Source organism: Bacillus paramobilis (assembly GCF_038096195.1).
Taxonomy (GTDB): Bacteria; Bacillota; Bacilli; order Bacillales; family Bacillaceae_G; genus Bacillus_A; species Bacillus_A mobilis.
Window position 1 is genome coordinate 4,464,065 of sequence record NZ_CP151108.1, and the last position, 18,610, is coordinate 4,482,674.

At 34.8% G+C, this 18,610-nt stretch carries 20 protein-coding genes and 1 pseudogene; 10 read left to right on the forward strand and 11 right to left on the reverse strand.

The features are described from left to right. The first annotated feature begins 293 nt into the window (after positions 1–293). A complete protein-coding gene (locus tag AABL52_RS22875) occupies positions 294–758 on the forward strand; it encodes an S-Ena type endospore appendage (protein WP_341518503.1) in 465 nt (154 codons plus the stop codon). A 115-nt stretch (positions 759–873) separates the two neighbouring features. Here the strand turns inward: AABL52_RS22875 and AABL52_RS22880 are convergent, their stop codons facing one another. From AABL52_RS22880 to AABL52_RS22895, 4 genes are all read right to left on the reverse strand, one after another. Continuing rightward, entirely contained in the window at positions 874–1,227 is a 354-nt protein-coding gene (locus AABL52_RS22880) for a DUF3992 domain-containing protein (RefSeq protein WP_340422992.1), read from the reverse strand. A gap of 16 nt (positions 1,228–1,243) precedes the next feature. Continuing rightward, the gene (locus tag AABL52_RS22885; RefSeq protein ID WP_001277551.1) at positions 1,244–1,624 is read right to left on the reverse strand and encodes a DUF3992 domain-containing protein; all 381 of its coding nucleotides are present in this window, start codon (positions 1,622–1,624) and stop codon (positions 1,244–1,246) included. Positions 1,625–1,733: 109 nt separating this feature from the next. Continuing rightward, positions 1,734–2,339, reverse strand: a complete 606-nt coding sequence (locus tag AABL52_RS22890) for a DedA family protein (protein ID WP_000435019.1) — start codon at positions 2,337–2,339, stop codon at positions 1,734–1,736. Between the two features lie 11 nt (positions 2,340–2,350). Next, positions 2,351–2,632: a YkvA family protein gene (locus AABL52_RS22895; protein WP_000733847.1), complete on the reverse strand. Its 282-nt coding sequence runs from the start codon at positions 2,630–2,632 to the stop codon at positions 2,351–2,353. 491 nt (positions 2,633–3,123) lie between these two features. Between AABL52_RS22895 and AABL52_RS22900 the strand changes: the two genes are divergently transcribed. Beyond that, complete coding sequence (locus AABL52_RS22900; RefSeq protein WP_340422995.1) at positions 3,124–3,936, forward strand: Ku protein; 813 nt, start codon at positions 3,124–3,126, stop codon at positions 3,934–3,936. Between the two features lie 17 nt (positions 3,937–3,953). Here AABL52_RS22900 and AABL52_RS22905 read toward each other — a convergent pair whose 3' ends face one another. Both AABL52_RS22905 and AABL52_RS22910 read right to left on the reverse strand, forming a co-directional pair. After that, a complete protein-coding gene (locus AABL52_RS22905; protein ID WP_097844524.1) occupies positions 3,954–4,733 on the reverse strand; it encodes a DUF2935 domain-containing protein in 780 nt (259 codons plus the stop codon). A 14-nt stretch (positions 4,734–4,747) separates the two neighbouring features. Then, entirely contained in the window at positions 4,748–5,161 is a 414-nt protein-coding gene (locus tag AABL52_RS22910; RefSeq protein ID WP_341518504.1) for a VOC family protein, read from the reverse strand. A gap of 48 nt (positions 5,162–5,209) precedes the next feature. On the opposite strand from AABL52_RS22910, the gene AABL52_RS22915 reads away from it, so the two are divergent. The 4 genes from AABL52_RS22915 (at position 5,210) to brnQ2 (ending at position 7,813) form a co-directional block, all read left to right on the forward strand. Next, on the forward strand, positions 5,210–5,425 hold the full coding sequence (locus AABL52_RS22915) for a spore coat associated protein CotJA (protein ID WP_001046257.1): 216 nt from the start codon (positions 5,210–5,212) through the stop codon (positions 5,423–5,425). An 8-nt stretch (positions 5,426–5,433) separates the two neighbouring features. Further along, positions 5,434–5,697, forward strand: a complete 264-nt coding sequence (locus AABL52_RS22920) for a spore coat protein CotJB (RefSeq protein WP_000194492.1) — start codon at positions 5,434–5,436, stop codon at positions 5,695–5,697. Positions 5,698–5,709: 12 nt separating this feature from the next. Continuing rightward, on the forward strand, positions 5,710–6,279 hold the full coding sequence (gene cotJC, locus AABL52_RS22925; protein ID WP_132134262.1) for a spore coat protein CotJC: 570 nt from the start codon (positions 5,710–5,712) through the stop codon (positions 6,277–6,279). A gap of 217 nt (positions 6,280–6,496) precedes the next feature. Further along, positions 6,497–7,813 carry a branched-chain amino acid transport system II carrier protein BrnQ2 gene (brnQ2, locus tag AABL52_RS22930; RefSeq protein WP_341518505.1) on the forward strand — a complete coding sequence of 439 codons (1,317 nt, stop codon included), beginning with the start codon at positions 6,497–6,499 and terminating at the stop codon, positions 7,811–7,813. 38 nt (positions 7,814–7,851) lie between these two features. Here the strand turns inward: brnQ2 and AABL52_RS22935 are convergent, their stop codons facing one another. From AABL52_RS22935 to AABL52_RS22950, 4 genes are all read right to left on the reverse strand, one after another. Continuing rightward, positions 7,852–9,774 (reverse strand): ABC transporter permease, encoded by a 1,923-nt coding sequence (locus AABL52_RS22935; protein ID WP_341518506.1) that lies wholly within the window; start codon positions 9,772–9,774, stop codon positions 7,852–7,854. Positions 9,775–9,913: 139 nt separating this feature from the next. Beyond that, a complete protein-coding gene (locus AABL52_RS22940) occupies positions 9,914–10,918 on the reverse strand; it encodes an ABC transporter permease (RefSeq protein ID WP_341518507.1) in 1,005 nt (334 codons plus the stop codon). A gap of 1 nt (position 10,919) precedes the next feature. Beyond that, positions 10,920–11,786, reverse strand: coding sequence for an ABC transporter permease subunit (locus tag AABL52_RS22945; protein WP_340423006.1), 867 nt, complete (start codon positions 11,784–11,786; stop codon positions 10,920–10,922). Positions 11,787–11,876: 90 nt separating this feature from the next. Next, entirely contained in the window at positions 11,877–12,611 is a 735-nt protein-coding gene (locus AABL52_RS22950; RefSeq protein WP_341518508.1) for a TIGR02206 family membrane protein, read from the reverse strand. A 211-nt stretch (positions 12,612–12,822) separates the two neighbouring features. Here AABL52_RS22950 and AABL52_RS22955 point away from each other — a divergent pair, with 211 nt between their 5' ends. From AABL52_RS22955 to entC, 4 genes are all read left to right on the forward strand, one after another. Beyond that, the gene (locus tag AABL52_RS22955) at positions 12,823–13,929 is read left to right on the forward strand and encodes an efflux RND transporter periplasmic adaptor subunit (RefSeq protein WP_341518509.1); all 1,107 of its coding nucleotides are present in this window, start codon (positions 12,823–12,825) and stop codon (positions 13,927–13,929) included. After that, positions 13,926–14,600 carry an ABC transporter ATP-binding protein gene (locus tag AABL52_RS22960; protein WP_000609098.1) on the forward strand — a complete coding sequence of 225 codons (675 nt, stop codon included), beginning with the start codon at positions 13,926–13,928 and terminating at the stop codon, positions 14,598–14,600. Before AABL52_RS22955 ends, AABL52_RS22960 begins: the two co-directional genes overlap by 4 nt. A gap of 26 nt (positions 14,601–14,626) precedes the next feature. After that, positions 14,627–15,778: an ABC transporter permease gene (locus tag AABL52_RS22965; RefSeq protein WP_412783812.1), complete on the forward strand. Its 1,152-nt coding sequence runs from the start codon at positions 14,627–14,629 to the stop codon at positions 15,776–15,778. A gap of 448 nt (positions 15,779–16,226) precedes the next feature. Further along, positions 16,227–17,600: a cell wall-binding protein EntC gene (gene entC / locus AABL52_RS22970; protein ID WP_341519746.1), complete on the forward strand. Its 1,374-nt coding sequence runs from the start codon at positions 16,227–16,229 to the stop codon at positions 17,598–17,600. A 56-nt stretch (positions 17,601–17,656) separates the two neighbouring features. Here entC and AABL52_RS22975 read toward each other — a convergent pair. Continuing rightward, a pseudogene (locus AABL52_RS22975) lies at positions 17,657–18,585 on the reverse strand (HEAT repeat domain-containing protein). Positions 18,586–18,610: the final 25 nt, after the last annotated feature.

Consider the following 18,610-nt stretch of genomic DNA (forward strand, 5'->3'; position numbering starts at 1 on the left):
TAATAAATTAATTACACTGGTTATTGTATCGAACATATATTAACTTCATTTAAACTAAAAATGTATTTTGTTTAAATTTTGTAAAAATACAGTCAATTTTATATTAAGTGCCACATTTACATAAAACAAGTACTTTTTGTCTAATAGATAACTAATTTTTCCCTATAAAAACTATTAAGAGATATGAGCCTATGAAACTATCACGATTTAATTTTTTTTGTCCATTCTTAACACATCGGCCATGCTGTTACATTTAATAATAATAAATACCTTTTCAAAAGGAGGGGATCCTATTGAAATCCCACAAAAATATTGGTTGTTTTGCTCCTTTATCTATCATCTGTCAACCGACATGTCCTTGCCCTCCAATTCCACCACCTCCTACATCCAATTCTGAACTTGTTACAAATGAATTCGCTGGTAATATATTCATCTCAAATGATTTCATCCCAGTTTCTCAAAGACAACTAAAACAAACATATTCAACATTAAAGATTTGGGAATCCGATGGACTTATTTCAGTTTCCGGCACTATATCAATATATAACAATAGAAATAGTACGAATGCTTTATTCATACAAATAGTAGGCAATAATATAAGTACCTTCACCGTTTTACCAGGTAATACTTTGTCATATACAGGATCTAATTTACAATCTGTTTCCATAATAGATATTCCAACAGATCCTTCTATTTATGTAGAGGGACGCTACTGTTTCCAACTCACTTATTGCAAATCAAAACGCGATTGCATATAATTGCATTATTTTTTGTCTACAAACAACCATTACTTTTGAAAATCCAAAAGTTCACTAAAAAACGTGTAAACTATCTCGTAGTTTACACGTTTTTTTATTTCAATATTATAATATCCTATGTTAAAGTATAACGAATCGTCATACAAAATTCCCCAGTTTCAGCAGCTGCTGTTCCAAGAATCGTAACAGTATCAAAACGACGAACTGTAAATGATGCGCTACTTCCAGTGGCAACAACAATCGTTTCCAATGCAGTCCCTGCTATACCACCACTATAAAACACAAGTGTAACAGGTCCAGTACCAGTATCTACTTTCAAATACCCAGATGCATAAATATCTTGAGAGATATTATCTGCATAAATTACTTCAGCAGCTGCTGATGCAGTCCAGTCAATACAAACTTTATCTTGAACGATCGTTTTTTGCGAACTTGCACAGCATGAAAGATTAGTACTACAATTCCCCATCTTATTTTTCCCCTCTCTATGAAATTAAATAACGTGTAGTAATACAAAATTCTCCTTGGTAGGTTCCTAATGGAGTAGCCGGTGTCGTAATTTGAATGATATTAAAACGACGGAACGTAAACGCAATACTTGTTCCTTCAGAAACGGTAAATGATTGAATCGTTCCTCCGCCCGAATCGAGCACTGCCACAGTAATTTGGTTTGCAGGACTCACACCCGGCCCGACATCATAAGTTAAATAACCTGTTCCAACGATATTTTGATTCACATTATTCGCATACACAGTAAATGTACTAGCAGCGGCACTAGACCATGAATTACATACTTTATCTTGGACGAAGTTACTACTATTATCCGAACAACACGTTAAAACTGTTCCTGAGCACTCACAAGACATAGTCTTTCCCTTCTTTCTTTTTTATTCCTTATATGTGTATGTCCTTCAGAGTCTTTTGCCTGTACTATTCATCTATTTTCAAAAAATAAGACAACTCCTGTACGAATGACTAGATTGATTCTGTTCTGTTTCTTTTTTTCATAAATTTATAGATTAAAATACCACCTACAACAATAACTACGACTAGTAATATCGGTAGCATATATTGTCCAACAACATCCGCCGCTTTTTCCCAATGCGGACCTAATTTCATTCCAAAATAGACATATAAAGTCGTTAACGGGAACATCGCTACAAATGTATATATACTAAATTTCCATATGTTCATTTTCGCCATACCACATGGAACAGAAATAAGCGTTCGAACTCCTGGTACAAAGCGTCCAACAAATGCTACAACTGGTCCATATTTCTCAAAGAAATCATCGGCTTTTTGAATTTGCTCTTCTTTAATAAAGAAGTATTTCCCGTACTTTATTAATAGAGGACGGCCACCGTAATAACCGAGTGCGTATAATGTTAACGGTCCTGTCGTTCCGCCAAGTGTCCCAGCTAATACAGCTAACCAAAAATTCATATCCCCCTCGTATACCCAATACCCAACCATGGGCAAAACTACTTCTGCTGGAATAAATTCAAATGTTAATGCTAATACAACTCCAAAATAAGAAAACTGCTTTAAAAACTCAATTATATCTAAAATAATTTGCTCCATATTTTTAACCCCTATCCGATATTTACATTATGCTTTTCTTGCAATTGCACTGGCGCCATCTTTACAATTCGGTTCAAAATGAATAACACAATTCCAATATCATCTAAAATACCGATAAACGGCAGGAAGTCTGGAATTAAATCGAGCGGCATTACAACATACCCAACTAAAAAAGCAATAGATAAAATTTTCTTCTTTATTGAAACCTCTTTTGAAGTAAAAAAGTCAAATAGGAATGGAACGAAACGACGGACATGAAATACAACTCTTAATCTACTAATAAGTTTTTTCATTTTTATTTCTCCTCTCTTTGTATACAAAAAGGACCCTACCAAATATGGTAAGGGTCCTAAAAAAGACAATAAGGGGCCTTTACCATTGCTGGTAAAGGTCTCACTAACAACGAAACGTTGCCAATAAAGCCGAGGGTTTCTCCCTGTAATGACGACTTTACTGTAATAAGTTACTCCCCTTTATACACAATTTTATACACTCACATTAAAATATTTCAGATGGCTTGTCAATATATTTTATCCCGCTTTAACGGGCAGTAAGACCCCCACCTCAAAATTTAGCAAAAGCAAAGAAGTTAGGTTGGGGATCAACTGCCCATAAAAGTCCGATTGGTGAGGGCTGATAATCAGTGGGGGATGAAGAAAACCCCCACTGATTAAAGTTTCACTTTATATCCCAAGCCCTTCCGTAAAAAACAAAAAACGTATAGGAAATTTCTTACTATCTCATAATATACATAATCATTTTTGAACGAAAGGAGATGTTTTATTTGCATACCGTATGGAAAGGTGCACTTTCACTTGGACTATTAAATATTGGAATCAAACTATACAGTGCCGTAGAAGAAAACGATATAAAATTTTTAAGTCTCCATAAAGAATGCTTAACACCTATTAAATATAAAAAATTTGCTCCTGATTGTACGGATGAAGAAATTGATGATAAAGATATTGTAAAAGCTTATGAATATGCACCTCATAAATACATCATTATTGATGAAAAAGAATTAGCTACGTTGCAAAAAGCTCACGAACCACGATCCATTCGCATTATATCTTTTATCCAAAATAACGAAATTGATTCTGTTCTTTATGGCCGTTCTTATTTTATAGGTCCTACCCCAGGACATGAAAAATCATATTTATTATTAAAAGAAGCTCTTGAACGTACAAATAAACTTGGGCTTATTCATATTTCTATTAGAAAAAAACAACATTTAGCTATTATCCGTAACTTTGAAGATGGACTTATGTTACAAACCATCCACTACCCTAATGAAATTCGCGATATAACAAATACACCTAATTTACCAAGTCACGAAAATTATCCTATCCAAAAACAAGAACTTACCGCAGCAATTAATTTAATCCACCACCTTACAAATCCTTTTGAACAAGAAATGTATACAGATGAATATAAAGAAGCCCTTACCGAATTAATCGAGAATAAAATTGAACAACAGGAAAAAGCTGAAACAATCTCTCCAGCCCCGAACATCATTAATATTATGGAGACATTACAGGCAAGCATTGAACAAGTAAAAATAAAAAGAGAAAACAAAAAAGAACAAGAGGCCAAATGAAATTGACCTCTTATTCTTTAAAGTGGATTACATTTCGGCATTTCGAGTCCAGATGATTGAGCTAATTTTAATAAATAATAACATTCCTCTCTTGCCATATGATCTGCCATTCTAGCTGATAGTGCACTTAATACTTCATGCGATAACTCCAGCTCTTCCACTTCATGTAAAAAATGCGAAAATAATTTCAATTCAAGTGAAACATCTTTTGTAAACTTCTTTAATGCTGGAAAATGATGAAGCTCCGTTCGTAAATACCCAGTCATCTCAACTGCCTTTAAGTAAAATTGTTCAAAATGCTTCGTAAATTCTTCGCTTTTCTCTTTTAATCTTTTTTCAACAAGATCTAGCCCACCAGAAATAGAACCCGCATGACCAGCAGCATCAGTTAACCAAACGAGATGATAATGCAGTTCATGAAAAACAGGCGGAACTTCCCCCTTCTTCAAAAACTCTAAAACCGTTATATACTCTTCCACTTCGTTTACCATATGATTAATAAAAGTTGGCGTAAAATGAATAGTAATCTTCCCCTCCAACTGCTTCTGTATAATATTTAATTTAAACATCCGAATTTCCTTAGCAGCTTGTTCTGCCTCTTTTGAGAATGCCATCAGATTCACATTCCGAACTTTATTTAACAAATTCGTAAATGTTTCAACAAAGTAAGTAGCTTTTTTTATATCCTCTTTTTCCTTCGGAGCTAATGCATCAAGTAAAAATTGTGCATGATCAGTAAGTACCTTTAGCCAAAATTGATGCTCAAACAACGCACTTTCTTCATAATTTCTCTCCACTAAATCCCCTCCGTTTATTCATCCTTCTCTACCACTTGAAGTTTATATCCATCCGGGTCTTGTACTATAATACTTTTCTCACTTTTGTTTTCTGTATATACAATTTTATAGAATACTAACCTCTTCTTTACATTCTCTATGTTAGAAATTGAAAACGTTAGAACATCAACTGATTCCGCAACACTCTTCTCACACCCGCCCAAACTGCGATTCATAACAAAACTAATTCTCGTTGAATCGGTATCATACCAAACCCCTGTAACATCTAATTGCGGCCTCTCTAAACTAGGTGTTATTCCTAAAATCCCTTCGTAAAAATACAGAGTTTCCTTTAAGTTCTTTACTTCTAACACAATTAAATTCTTTACATTCTCCACATTCATTCCCCCTGTACTTATTACTTTTTTATATGTGTCATAAATGCTCATTATGTCTGAATACAATACGTAGTAATGAACATTTAAGGAGGTCTATTCGTGAATAAATATATGAGATCATTCGTGCCCTATCATAGTCCTCTCGATCCTTGTCCTCCTATCGGAAAAAAATATTATTCTACTCCGCCTAATTTATTTTTAGGCTTTCAACCGCCAAACTTACCGCAATTCACGCCAAAAGAAGCATTGCAAAAAGGGACTTTATGGCCTGTTTTTTATGACTATTATGAAAATCCTTATAAAAAAGGGCGGTGACTACTGACGTGACTCAATCGCTACCAGAAGAATACTATCAGCTTTTACTGGAGCTTCAAGAACTGGACTTTGTACTAGTTGAACTCACTCTTTATTTAGATACACATCCAGATGACACCGCCGCGATTAATCAATTTAATGATTTTTCCTATAAACGAAGAGTATTAAAACAAAAGATGGAAGAAAAATACGGGCCACTCCAACAGTTTGGAAACAGCTATTCTAATGCTCCTTGGGAATGGAGCAAAGGTCCTTGGCCATGGCAAATATAAAGGAGATAAACTATGTGGATTTATGAAAAGAAATTACAATACCCAGTTAAAGTGGGAACTTGCAATCCAGCACTCGCCAAATTATTAGTTGAACAATATGGCGGTGCTGACGGTGAACTAGCTGCTGCTCTTCGCTACTTAAATCAACGTTATACAATTCCTGACAAAGTTGTTGGCCTACTAACCGACATTGGTACAGAGGAATTCGCACATTTAGAGATGATTGCGACAATGATTTATAAATTAACAAAAGATGCAACACCAGAGCAAATGAAAGCTGCTGGACTAGACGCGCAGTACGCTAATCATGATAGTGCTTTATTTTATCATAATGCGGGTGGTGTTCCTTTTACTGCTACTTATATTCAAGCAAAAGGAGACCCTATTGCAGATTTATATGAAGATATTGCTGCTGAAGAGAAAGCAAGAGCAACATATCAATGGCTCATTAACTTATCAGATGATCCAGATATAAATGACAGCCTGCGCTTCTTACGTGAACGAGAAATTGTCCATTCACAACGTTTCCGAGAAGCTGTAGAAATTTTAAAAGAAGAACGTGATAAAAAAATATTTTTTTAAAACACGTATCCGAGCGATATGTGTTTTTTTACGTTAAAAGTTAAATCCTTCCTATTGAAGATATAAATAGTATATTTATTCGATTTAATGTATTATTTTTTAATATTTTCAAAATTCCCTATTGCTTTCTAGTCATCAGACCTTTAAAATAGTAACAGTTACTCGACAAATTATTTGAATTTTCGACAAAAACACTCATTAGGAGGATTTTCTTTATATGCGTACAACTTTAAAACCAGCGCAAATACTTTCGATTAGTTTATTACTATTCGCAGTTTTCTTCGGTGCTGGTAATATGATTTTCCCGCCGCTTCTCGGTCTTTCTTCCGGAGAAAATATGTGGATTTCCATTACAGGATTTATTATTACAGACGTCGGTTTATCTTTACTTGCTATCGTCGCTGTTGCCCTTGCCGGTGGTAGTTTTAACACTTTAGCAAGCCGTGTTCATCCAAAATTCGCAGCTATATTCGCTATCATTATTTATCTTTCAATCGGCCCACTATTTGTTATTCCACGAACTGGATCTGTATCTTACGAAATTGGGATTGCACCACTTTTCCCTGACCAATGGTACTCTATGTTAATCTTTAGTGCGATTTTCTTTACAGTCGTCTACTTCTTATCATTAAATCCATCAAAATTAGTAGATCATATCGGAAAAATATTAACGCCAATTTTACTTGGAATTATTGCAATTATGGCAACAAAAGCGATTCTTTCACCTGGAACATTTGCTGAGCCTGTTGGTGACTATAAAGAAATTCCCTTTTTCAAAGGATTTCTTGAAGGATTTTTAACTTTAGATGCAATTGGCGCACTTGTATTATCAACAATTGTTGTAAATGCAATTCGCCAAAACGGTATACAAGAGAAGAAATCGATTGCGAAATATACAATTATTTGCGGGAGCATTGCAGCTCTATTCTTAACAATTGTTTATTTCTTACTCGGTTATATCGGTGCTTCAAACGGAAACTTAGGACAATTTGAAAACGGTGGTCAACTATTAGCTACTGTTATGTATCAATTCTTTGGGACAAGCGGTAATGTTTTATTAAGTATCGCCATTATCTTCGCTTGTTTAACGACAGCAATTGGTGTTGTAAGTGCATTCGCCAACTATTTCGCAACAGTACTAACAAATGTTTCATATAAGAAACTCGTACTATACGTTTGTATCTTTAGCTTCGTAATTTCAAACTTAGGTTTAAGTTTATTAATTAAAATTACATTACCTGTATTAATCATTTTGTATCCAATTACAATCATTTTAATTTTCGTATCATTTATTGATAAATATACGAAACGTAAACCTTCTGTCTACATCGGAGCAATGATCGCAGCATTCATTATTAGCTGTATTCATGCACTGGATAATGTGGAAATGATACCAACCTTTATCGCTAATATCGTACACACCATTCCTTTTTACAACTTAGGAATCGGCTGGATTATTCCAGCAATCATCGGTGGTATAATCGGATACTTTATTCCGCAAACAGAAGCTGAAGGTGAAGTTTCTACAAAATAAAGAAAAGAAGCAAGCATGAAATCCATGCTTGCTTCTTTTTATCGTCTATCGCTAAATACAGTATTGGTATACGAACGAACTGTTAACATATAGTAACCAAAGTAGATTATGATATACACCGCTATACTGCCTAATAAAGGAAGACTATATTCAAACATTCCTGTAAAGCCCATCAAACTTAAAAATGCAAAGAACGTATGACATATTGCAAGTAGTAAAGGTACTACGAAAATCGCCCCTACTTGCTTTCTTACTGACTCTGTTGCTTCCCTTTTCGTTAGTCCAATTTTCTTTAACATTCCGTACGCTGGTCGCTCTGCCATCGCTTCTGTTATTTGTTTAAAATATAAAATACAACCCGTTGCCAAAATAAAGACAATCCCTAAAAATACACTAGCAAATAATAACACTGCACCATCTTGCAATTCAGATTGGCTCGCCTCTTCAAATGATTGGAGTTTCACTTCTTTAGGAATGATTGTCCCTAGCTCTTTCGTTAGTTCGCTATTACCGTTTCCTTCAACGATAAATCCACTAACTGTTGAAACATCCTTTCCTTTCTGCAACTTATTAAATAACGAATCTCGAACAACAAGCCCCACTGGTGCAAGTTTCGCACTAACAACTGTTTCCTCTCGATGGTCAACGATTATAATATCATCCTTCATCCCTTCAAAGGACACATTATTTCCTTCAAGCGAATTCTTTTCTATGTTATACGACTTATACGGATCTAATAAAACAACTTCCTTTTCAGAACCGAGAATAACTTGTTTGTTACCTAACTTAGAAGCTGATTTATTATAATCTGTCACTTTTATAATTTGTACATTGCCATTACCTATTAAGTACCCAGTTAATATTTGTTCTCCATCTATCTTCCCTTGCATAGAGAGCATCGCTACAGACGTTTCATTTTTAATTGCTAACTCATGTTTTTGAATTTCTTCTCTAACTTTCTTATCTAATTCCTTTCCAGTCGTTACATACTCATAACTAACTGGATTCATTAATGCCGCTGTCTTCTGCGCTCCATAATACATACTAGAACTAATTCCGATGGTACATAATGTTACCGCACTTAATAAAGATAATAGCGCAAGCATCTTTACGTTTCCTTTTATTCTGAAGAACAATGAAGAAATGGATAAAATGTTCGTTCCATTCCAATATTTCGTTTTATCTCTCTTTATTTTATGGAGTGACTTCACTGTATATTGCTCAAATAGTAAAAACGTACCTTTTACAATACAACCAAAAATCAGTAAACCTGTAATAAAAATGGCTCCAAACCCAAAAACTTGTGTAAGTAGCGCAATGATATAACCTGTAATTAATAAAACAATTGCTCGCTTTGCCTTCTTACTTGAATACGTAGGTGCCTCTTCTTTTTGATTTTCACCATATAATAATTCAACTAAACGATGCTCATAAATTAACTTTTTACTTTTCCATGATGCAATAAAGAAAATTGCACCTATCGTTATAAGAACTTCTACTATAGATAAAAATGAAATCGTAAATGTGAACGTAAACGCACTTCCCATTAACTTCACAAGAAGCCCTGCGCACATATTCGCTATAAATAAACCAGCAAGAATACCTAACACACTTGCCGCAGCACCAACTAATAAAGTTTCATAAAAAAGTAACTTCGCAATTTCTTCTTTACGGATACCTAATAAACTGTATAGCGCAATTTCTTTTTTCTTCTTTCGCAAAAAGAAGCTATTACAATAAAAAATAAATATCGTTAAAAAGATAATTAACAATATTTGTGCAAACGTAAATGTCGTTTCCACTTTATCCGACTCTTTTAAAAGAGCTGCTACACTTTCATTTCGTTTAATCGATACGAATGTAAAATAAATAATAATGCTGCCTACTAATGAAATAAAGTATAGAAAATAATCTTTCATATTTCGTTTTATACTACGTTTTGATACTTCTAAAAAATCCATCGTACACCTTCACCCGCTCTCGCATTTCTCTATACATAAAGTGTATACGAAATTGTATTTCTCCCCTATCGATTTTCATTACATCTCTCTTACGATATTGTAATATAACAAAATAAAAGAACCTAGTTTCCTAGGCTCTTCACATCGTATGTTTAAAAGTAAATAACTCTTCTTTTGACTGCACAGCAGATTGTTCCTCTTCTATAGCGCCCTTCTTTATCTCTCCTCCTAACCTTACTTTCATCATCGCCTCTTCTATACTTTTTACAATCATATTTCCTGAAAAAATAGTAAGTCCAAAAAATGTAATGGGAACAAGCGGAATCCACGGATTCACTGTTAATGATCTAAAGTATACTCCAATTAAACCTGACCATTCATGCGTGTAAGATTCTATTTCTTCTATCGGTCCCAAAAACTGAACTGTTCCACCAAAGAATATTTCCAGTAATCCTAAGTGCAGTAAAATAGTAAGAGATTGCGTAAACTGCTGAAAAAATACAAGTATAAACGTCATATAAAGATGCGGGAAAATATGCTTTATAACAATGTGCCTTCTCGATCCACCTAATATGCACGCAGCTTCAATAAATTCTTCGGTTCTCAATTTACGTACTTCCTTCGCAACATACAGTGCAATAACTGGCATCACAAGCATGACAAGTAATAAAACTTGAAACGAAGCTCTTTCAAAAAAGGTTGTTGTTTCCTCTCCACTCCCAAATGCATTTGCAAGGTGAAGAAAAAAATACGCAATCATAACTGTTGGAATAACTGTAAAACTATCAAAAAAAGCCTCGATTTTTGAAAACCCTCTTTTTACATATGTTCCAAGCACAACACCAAAAAACACACCTATCACCATTCTAAGTGCCGCAATTAAAATAGAGATACCTATCGTCCACTTTGCGCCTTCAATGACTAAATGTAACAGGTCGTACCCTTTCCGGTCTGTTCCAAGTAAAAATTGTAATGAAGGTGAAAACGGTGGTACTTGTGGATTTTCATCCGCATCATATTGCAATGTAACTTGTCTAATATGCCCATCATTCCATATCGTATTTCCGATGCTCAAAAGAACTAATATGAGAAGAAACCCAATGCTTATCCAAAATCTTTTATCACGTTTTATATACGTCCACATATTATAGTCTCTCCTTCATCGCAGCTGGAATGAGATAATGAAACAATTTAAACAAAATAAAAATCGGAATATAAATAAGCAGCACACTAACGATGAAAACCTCTACTTTAATACTCTCATACGATTTCAAAAACATAAAAATACCACCCGTATTAAAAATCCATTCTATAATATATAAATTAGATAACATAAAAAAGATATTCGTTTTCGCAAAGAAAAGTGTACTAAGCAACACATTTCGTAAAACATGGCGATTTAAAATATGAAAGCGATTCAACCCTTTAGCCTTAGCAAATAGTACATAATCTTTTTCTAATTCATTTTCAAAACGAAGTACTAACATTTTTACAAACAGAATCGTAGTCGGTATACTCAAACAAAATATTGGCAATCCTCTAATCGACTCGCCTCCAATTGACGCAATTTGAAAAGGTAAAAAACCTGTTTGTTTAAAAAACCATACAACTAATATTTGTGATACTAAAATAAGAAGAATATCTGGAATAGATTCTAGGAAGATGAGAAATGATTTAATACGATGTTGTATACGTGGTGAACTACTCATAATGACATAAACAATACAAAATGCTACAAATAATGAAATGAAAAAAGCAGCTAAAAATATAACAATTGTTTCTTTATAATGGACGAACAATTGCGGAAATAAAAATTTACCTCTCACATATTGAAAATTGGAGATATCCATTAAGTTTACAAACACTTCTTTTAAACTCTGTATGTACCTTGATACATGCAACTCAAATCCATAAAATAATTTCGGCAGTGCCCCTAAAAAAATAATACCCAAAATCGAAATAATAAATTGAATCGTCACTTCCATCCCATTCAGAAAAACTTTTTTGACCACGTTTTCCCTTCTCTCTTTATATAATTTACCCTCTAATTTTATTCTTAATTTTCTGAATTGTAAATATTTATAAAACAAAAAATCACTAGGTTATGATCCTAGTGATTCTTTATGCGCATGCCCTTCTCTTTTCGCAAATGGCATATACAAAATAAAACATCCAATAAGCGCAGCTATTTCTAATGAAATAATATAGTAAGGATGCGGCCCTAACATATCGAGTAATGAAGCAGTTTCTGGCTTACGAGCTAAAAACATATAATTGCCACCTGTTTTGTAGTTCACAAAAGAAACGATTGGAATTATTATGTTTAAAAATATCATCGTACGCTTAATTGATTGCAAGGTCGGTCTATATCCTTCTACCCACGTCATAAAGAGTGGTGCCCAAATGAGTAATACATGTGCGGCGAAGAATTCTATAAAGCGAAAATGCGGAAAAGCATATTGCACGTTCGGCGTTAAAATAGCTTGTGACGCACCGATAATTCCTGTAAAAAATACAATCTCATATATGCGGTAACTTTTCGTTACAATCATAATCGATGCTAACAATAAACTAATCGTACATAACTCAAATGGTAATGAAGTGCCTAGTTCAAAAATCCCCGCTTTCCATTCCCACATATGGAGCCCAATTTCACTCCCAATAAATAAAAATGCAATCGCATATCGAACCGTTATATTCCACTCACTTTGCCGTAATACATCTTGGTATTGATACAGAAAAAATATCCCCACCATCATAATAAATAATATAAGGACGTGTTGCCTTGAGTATGGAATAAATGGTTTTAATGGATGCACACTAAAATAAGCTTCCATCTTGCCTCCTCCTCTCCTTCATACAATATTATTGTAAGAAAGAAACAACGAGTCAATTCATTTGCTCACACTTGGACAAGCTCTACCTTACATTTACATATTCATACCTTACAAAACTGTAAGGTTATTGTAAGCTAAAACGATTTGTCAGATTCTTCACCTCTTTTATACTGAATGTAGATACTAAAACGAACGAAAAGGTGATAAATAGATGAAGAAGAAAAATAAAGTGTTAATTACTAGTGTAGTAGCAATCGGTATTGCAGCTGGATCATATTTTGCATTTGCTGGTGGCGGTGGTTCAGAAGTAGCAATGGCATATAGCGGATATAAAGTAACAGAAAAACAAATTGAAAACGCGCAAAAATTTGGCGGTGAAGTCATTCCAAACGGCATCGAAACAATTTCATTTGATCCAACAAAAGGTACGTATGAATTAGCTGTAAAAAAAGGTGATGAAGTAAAAAAAGGTCAGCTCCTTTTTAAATATAATGACCCTACTGCGAAACAAGGTGTAACGGAAGCAGAAATGCAAAAGAAAATCGCACAAAAAGAAGTAACATTGTTCCAAAAACAAATTGATACAGCGAAACAAAAATTACAAAAAGATAAAAATGCAGGCCTTCCTGCTGAAGCATTAAAAGCATCAGAAATCGAAGTACAACAATTAGAATCACAAATTGAAATGAAAAAGTTTGAAGTTGAAAAATCTGATGAAATGATTAAAGCAGCAAAAGAGAAAGTAAACACACTTTCTGTAACGAGCCCTACTGATGGCGTAATTGATGATATCGTAAAAACTGCTGATGAAAAAACAGGTATGAGCGGCATTACACTTCGTCATGCTGGTCCATTTAAAGTAAAAGGTCAACTTTCTGAATATGAGCTTGCTAGTATGAAAGTTGGGCAAGAAGTAACTGTTTCATCAAAAACGGTCGCTGGTAAGACTTGGACAGGAAAAGTAACAGAAATCGGTTCTACACCATTAAAGAGCATGGATGAAAACAAAACAGTTTCTAACTATCAATTCACTGTTACATTAGACAATAGTGAAGAATTACAAAACGGTTTCCATGTATACGTAACAAGTAAATCTGGCGAAGCAACTGGTACAATTGTTCCGAAAAGCAGCATCGTAAAAAAAGGTGACAAAAATATTGTTTTCGTTGTAAAAGACGGCAAGGCGAAAGAACAAGCGGTTACTGTTGAATTCGAGACTGATAGCGAAGCAAAAGTTTCTGGAGTGAAAAAAGGAGAACAAATTATCTCTAAACCTGAAAAAGACTTAAAAGATGGTATGGAGGTTGTCGTTGAATGATTAACTTAAAAGGCATCACGAAATCTTTCCAAAATGGTGCAGAATCCGTACAAATATTACACGGCATTGACGTAACACTAAACCAGGGAGAATTCACTTCTATTATGGGACCATCTGGTTCTGGTAAATCAACATTAATGAACATTATCGGTTGCTTAGATAAACCAACAACAGGTGCGTATGAACTAGCTGGTCAAAATATTTCAAACATGTCTGAAACAGAACTTGCGCGCGTTCGTAATAAAGAGATTGGATTCGTATTCCAAAACTTCATGTTATTACCGAGACTTACAGCACTTCAAAATGTAGAGCTACCTCTTATTTACGCTGGAGTTGATAAAAAAGAAAGACGTGAGCGCTCATTAGCCGCTTTAACAAAAGTAGGTTTAGCTGATCGTGCTACTCACTTACCGAACGAATTATCAGGTGGACAAAAACAACGTGTAGCAGTGGCACGCGCAATTGTAAATAATCCAAAGTTCATTTTAGCCGATGAACCGACGGGTGCACTTGATACGAAAACGAGTACACAAATTATGGACCTCTTTTACGAATTAAACAAACAAGGCTCAACAATCATTATGATTACCCACGATCGTGAAATTGGGGAAGCTGCAGCACGTCAAATTGTAATTCGTGACGGAAATATCGTCCAAGATTGGAGAGGTTAATTTTGAACACGAGTGAAAATATACGCATGGCCCTTTCCTCTATCTTTGCTCATAAAATGCGTTCTATCTTAACGATGCTAGGAATTATTATCGGTATTAGTGCCATTATTACTATCATTTCAATGGGTGATGGTACAAATGCAAAGTTTAAAGAAGAATTAGGCCAAGGAAAAGATAATGAAATAACCATTTACTACAACAATCCTGACTATGGAACAGATAGTGCCAAAATCACACCTGATATGCTAAACCGTCTTCAAACCGTCTCAGGCGTTAAAGATGTGTATCCAGATGTAAGTATGAAAGTAAAAGCATCTGCTGGTTCAAAAGATGTAAATCTTGATTTAAAAGGTGGAACAGGCGCCTTTATGACAGATTCGAAAATAAAATTAGTTCACGGTCGTGAATTAAACGACAGCGAATTAAACCAAGCAATCCCTGCCGTTATATTAAATGAAGAAGCTTTCAACAAATTATTTAGTGGTTGGGAATCAAATCAATACACAGATATAAAAGGAAAACCGTATAAAATAGTCGGTGTATACGAAGCGAAAAACGACTTCGGAATGCCTATGCCTGAAGGTTATACGTCACTTGAAAACGCGCCTGTCATTTCAGGAGTAAATGAGTATGACTCGGTAAGATTAACAATGACCTCTCCAACAGAACGTAAAAGTGTAGAAAAACAAGCCGTTTCTGTTTTAAACGAAATGAAAGCACCTAAATTTGAGCACAAATTCGAAGCACAAGATTTAGGTGAATTTACGAAGCAATTAGACGAATCAATCGGTATGATGAAAATGGTATTCGGTGGTATTGCTGCTATCTCATTACTTGTTGGTGGTATCGGCGTAATGAACATTATGCTTGTATCTGTAACAGAACGTACACGTGAGATTGGTATTCGTAAAGCACTTGGTGCAACACGCGGTAAAGTATTAACACAATTCTTAATTGAATCTTGTATTTTAACAGGACTCGGTGGATTCATCGGATTCATGCTCGGTATCTTCTTCGCTTGGATCGTTTCCATCTTTGCCGGATGGCCACTCGTTGTCTCAAAAGAACTTGGACTTCTTGCAGTAGGTATCTCCATGTTAATCGGTATTATATTCGGTCTACTACCAGCTAACAAAGCTGCAAAACTGGATCCAATTGAATGTTTACGATATGAATAAACAAAAACGTAGGAATTTACACTCCTACGTTTTTTTATTTATCTATTAAATCGTGTTTCTTCTATTATATATGTTTTACGTTATACATACCTTTAGCTATTGTAAAGTACTAAAGCTATTATAGAATCCTATTATTGCAAAAATAATATGTGACAAACTAAAATCAAGGCGTAATTTTTTCCATACCTCGACTTATTTTGTAACAATTATAGCGATATTTCATTGATTTTTACCTCATTTATATTTCTCCACTACCAAAATAGTTATTTTTACATAACTACTTTTCTGTCCCAGCAGCAAAATACGCCATTTTTGTAACAGTTACGAAACGATTACGTAATAATACAGAAACATAATTAACAGATTAGAAATTGAAATACTCCTCTTTTTATGCATTGTATGCTCTAACCTCCCCTATAAACTATAAGAAAGCGCTTTTAGGATATTACTGGAATTATTACAGAATATTAATGACCCGTTACGAAACCTTTGTAATTTTATGTTTTCCGCAAATAAGAAAATAATGGTTGCTATAATGAGGTCAACGAAAACAAATGCAATGGAGGCTATTATGAAAAAATTTATGGGTATAGCAACAGCAGCGGTTTTTGGTCTTGGGATTTTCACAACATCTGCTAAAGCAGAAACGATTGTAACAACTGACGTACTAAATGTACGCGAAAACCCAACTACTGAATCAAAAGTTGTCGGAAAATTATTAGATGGATATAAAGTTAACGTTTTACATACAGAAAACGGATGGTCAAAAGTGAAATTGAACAGCGGTAAAGAAGCTTTCATTAGCGCTGACTATACAAAAGACACTTACTACGTAACAGCAAACGTATTAAACGTACGTGCTGGTGCAAACACTGACTCAGAAATTCTTGGTAAGTTGAAAAAAGATGATGTAATCGAAACAACACACCAAGTACAAAATGACTGGATTCAATTTGAATATAACGGAAAAACAGCGTATGTTCATGTTCCTTACTTAACAGGTAAAGCACCAGTTAAAGTTCAACCAGTAGTTAAAGCTGAAAAAACAACTAAAGTTCAAGATACAGCTAAAGCAGTGGAAGCAACTAAAGCTCGTGAAGTAGCTGAAACGCAAGCAAAAGCTAAGGCGGAGGAAGCAACTAAAGCTCGTGAAGCAGCTGAAGCTCAAGCAGAAGCTAAGGCCGGGGAGGCAGCTAAAGCTCGTGAAGCAGCTAAGGCTCAAGCAGAAGCTAAAGCTCAGGCAGCGGCTGAAGCTCAAGCAGAAGCTAAGGCTCAAGAAGCAGCTAAAGCTCGTGAAGCAGCTAAAGCTCAAGAAGCAGCTGAAGCTCAAGCAGCGGCTAAAGCTCAAGAGGCAGCTAAAGCTCGTGAAGCAGCTAAAGCTCAAGAAGCAGCTGAAGCTCAAGCAGCGACTAAAGCTCAAGAGGCAGCTAAAGCTCGTGAAGCGGCTAAAGCTCAAAAACCAGCTACACAACAACCTGTTGCAAAAGAAACTGAAACAAATGCACCATCATCTTCTCGTGAACTACGCGTTGTAGCAACAGCTTACACAGCAGATCCACTTGAAAATGGTTATAAAGCAGGCGACCAAGTAAAATCAGCTTTAGGTCACAACTTAACAGCTAATCCAAACATGAAACTTATTGCAGTTGACCCAAGTGTTATTCCATTAGGTTCAAAAGTATGGGTTGAAGGTTACGGAGTAGCAATCGCTGGTGATACTGGTGGAGCTATTAAAGGAAATAAAATCGATGTTTTAATGCCTGATAAAGGTACATCAAGTAACTGGGGACGTAAAACAGTTACAGTTAAAGTATTAAACTAATTACCATATAAAAAAGAGTCAGTTTCATTGTTGAGGCTGACTCTTTTTTATGATTCTCACATTCTTTCTTTCTCTTGAAAGTAACTAATATGATTCCGAATCCACTTTCGCTCTGACATAAATAAGTTCCCTCGGTTTTTATATACTTTATCAAACGTCTTTAAAACTTCTTCATGATCAACAAACTTATGTAAAAAACGAAGAGCGATGATAATCTCTGATTCGTCAGTAGGCTCTACTTCATTTTTACGTCTTCTAGAAACAACTTTCGTTACACGTTCGCAAATTGGTTTAATCGCCATTTCATCTCCATATGCATAAATAGCTCGCACAGCTTCATATTTCACCATTACATTTCTATCCGCTAAAGCTTCAATATAAACTATTTGTAAGTCTGATCCCCCTATTTTTGCTAAAGTCTCAATAGCTGCTGAACGAATATAAGCACCATCGCATTGTAAAAGTTTCGTTAAAGATAGAATTGATCGCTTTGTTCCAACCTCATATAAAGTGGCACATATATTTACAATATCATCTCGATTCTCTTCCACTGTAAGTAACTTTAATAAAGCATCTTCTGCTCCCAACGATTTACACAACTTTAAAGCGATGACAGCAGAATAACGGACTCCACTATTTTTATGATATATGTAAGGAATAATTTTATGCGCATTGCTTGCTTCTGATAATTTACTTAAATCTATAAGCATGCTATTTAACACTACCCTGCTTTCTTCACTTTCTAACCGATCTACCAAATAATCTGCAATATACATCTCTTTAGTATTTATTGCAAGTTGTGTAATTAAAAAATAAAGGTTTGTTTTTATATATACTTTTCGTGCTCCCCTTACTTTCTCTTGCAAACAAGAAAAAAGTGATACATCATTTAACTGTCTTGCTTCTTCATACGCACATTGCTGAATACCTGCTTCTTCATCATATCATCCATCCGCTTTAATAAATCATCTATATACTCTTCCATCTCCTTCTCTCCCGTCCAAATTAAA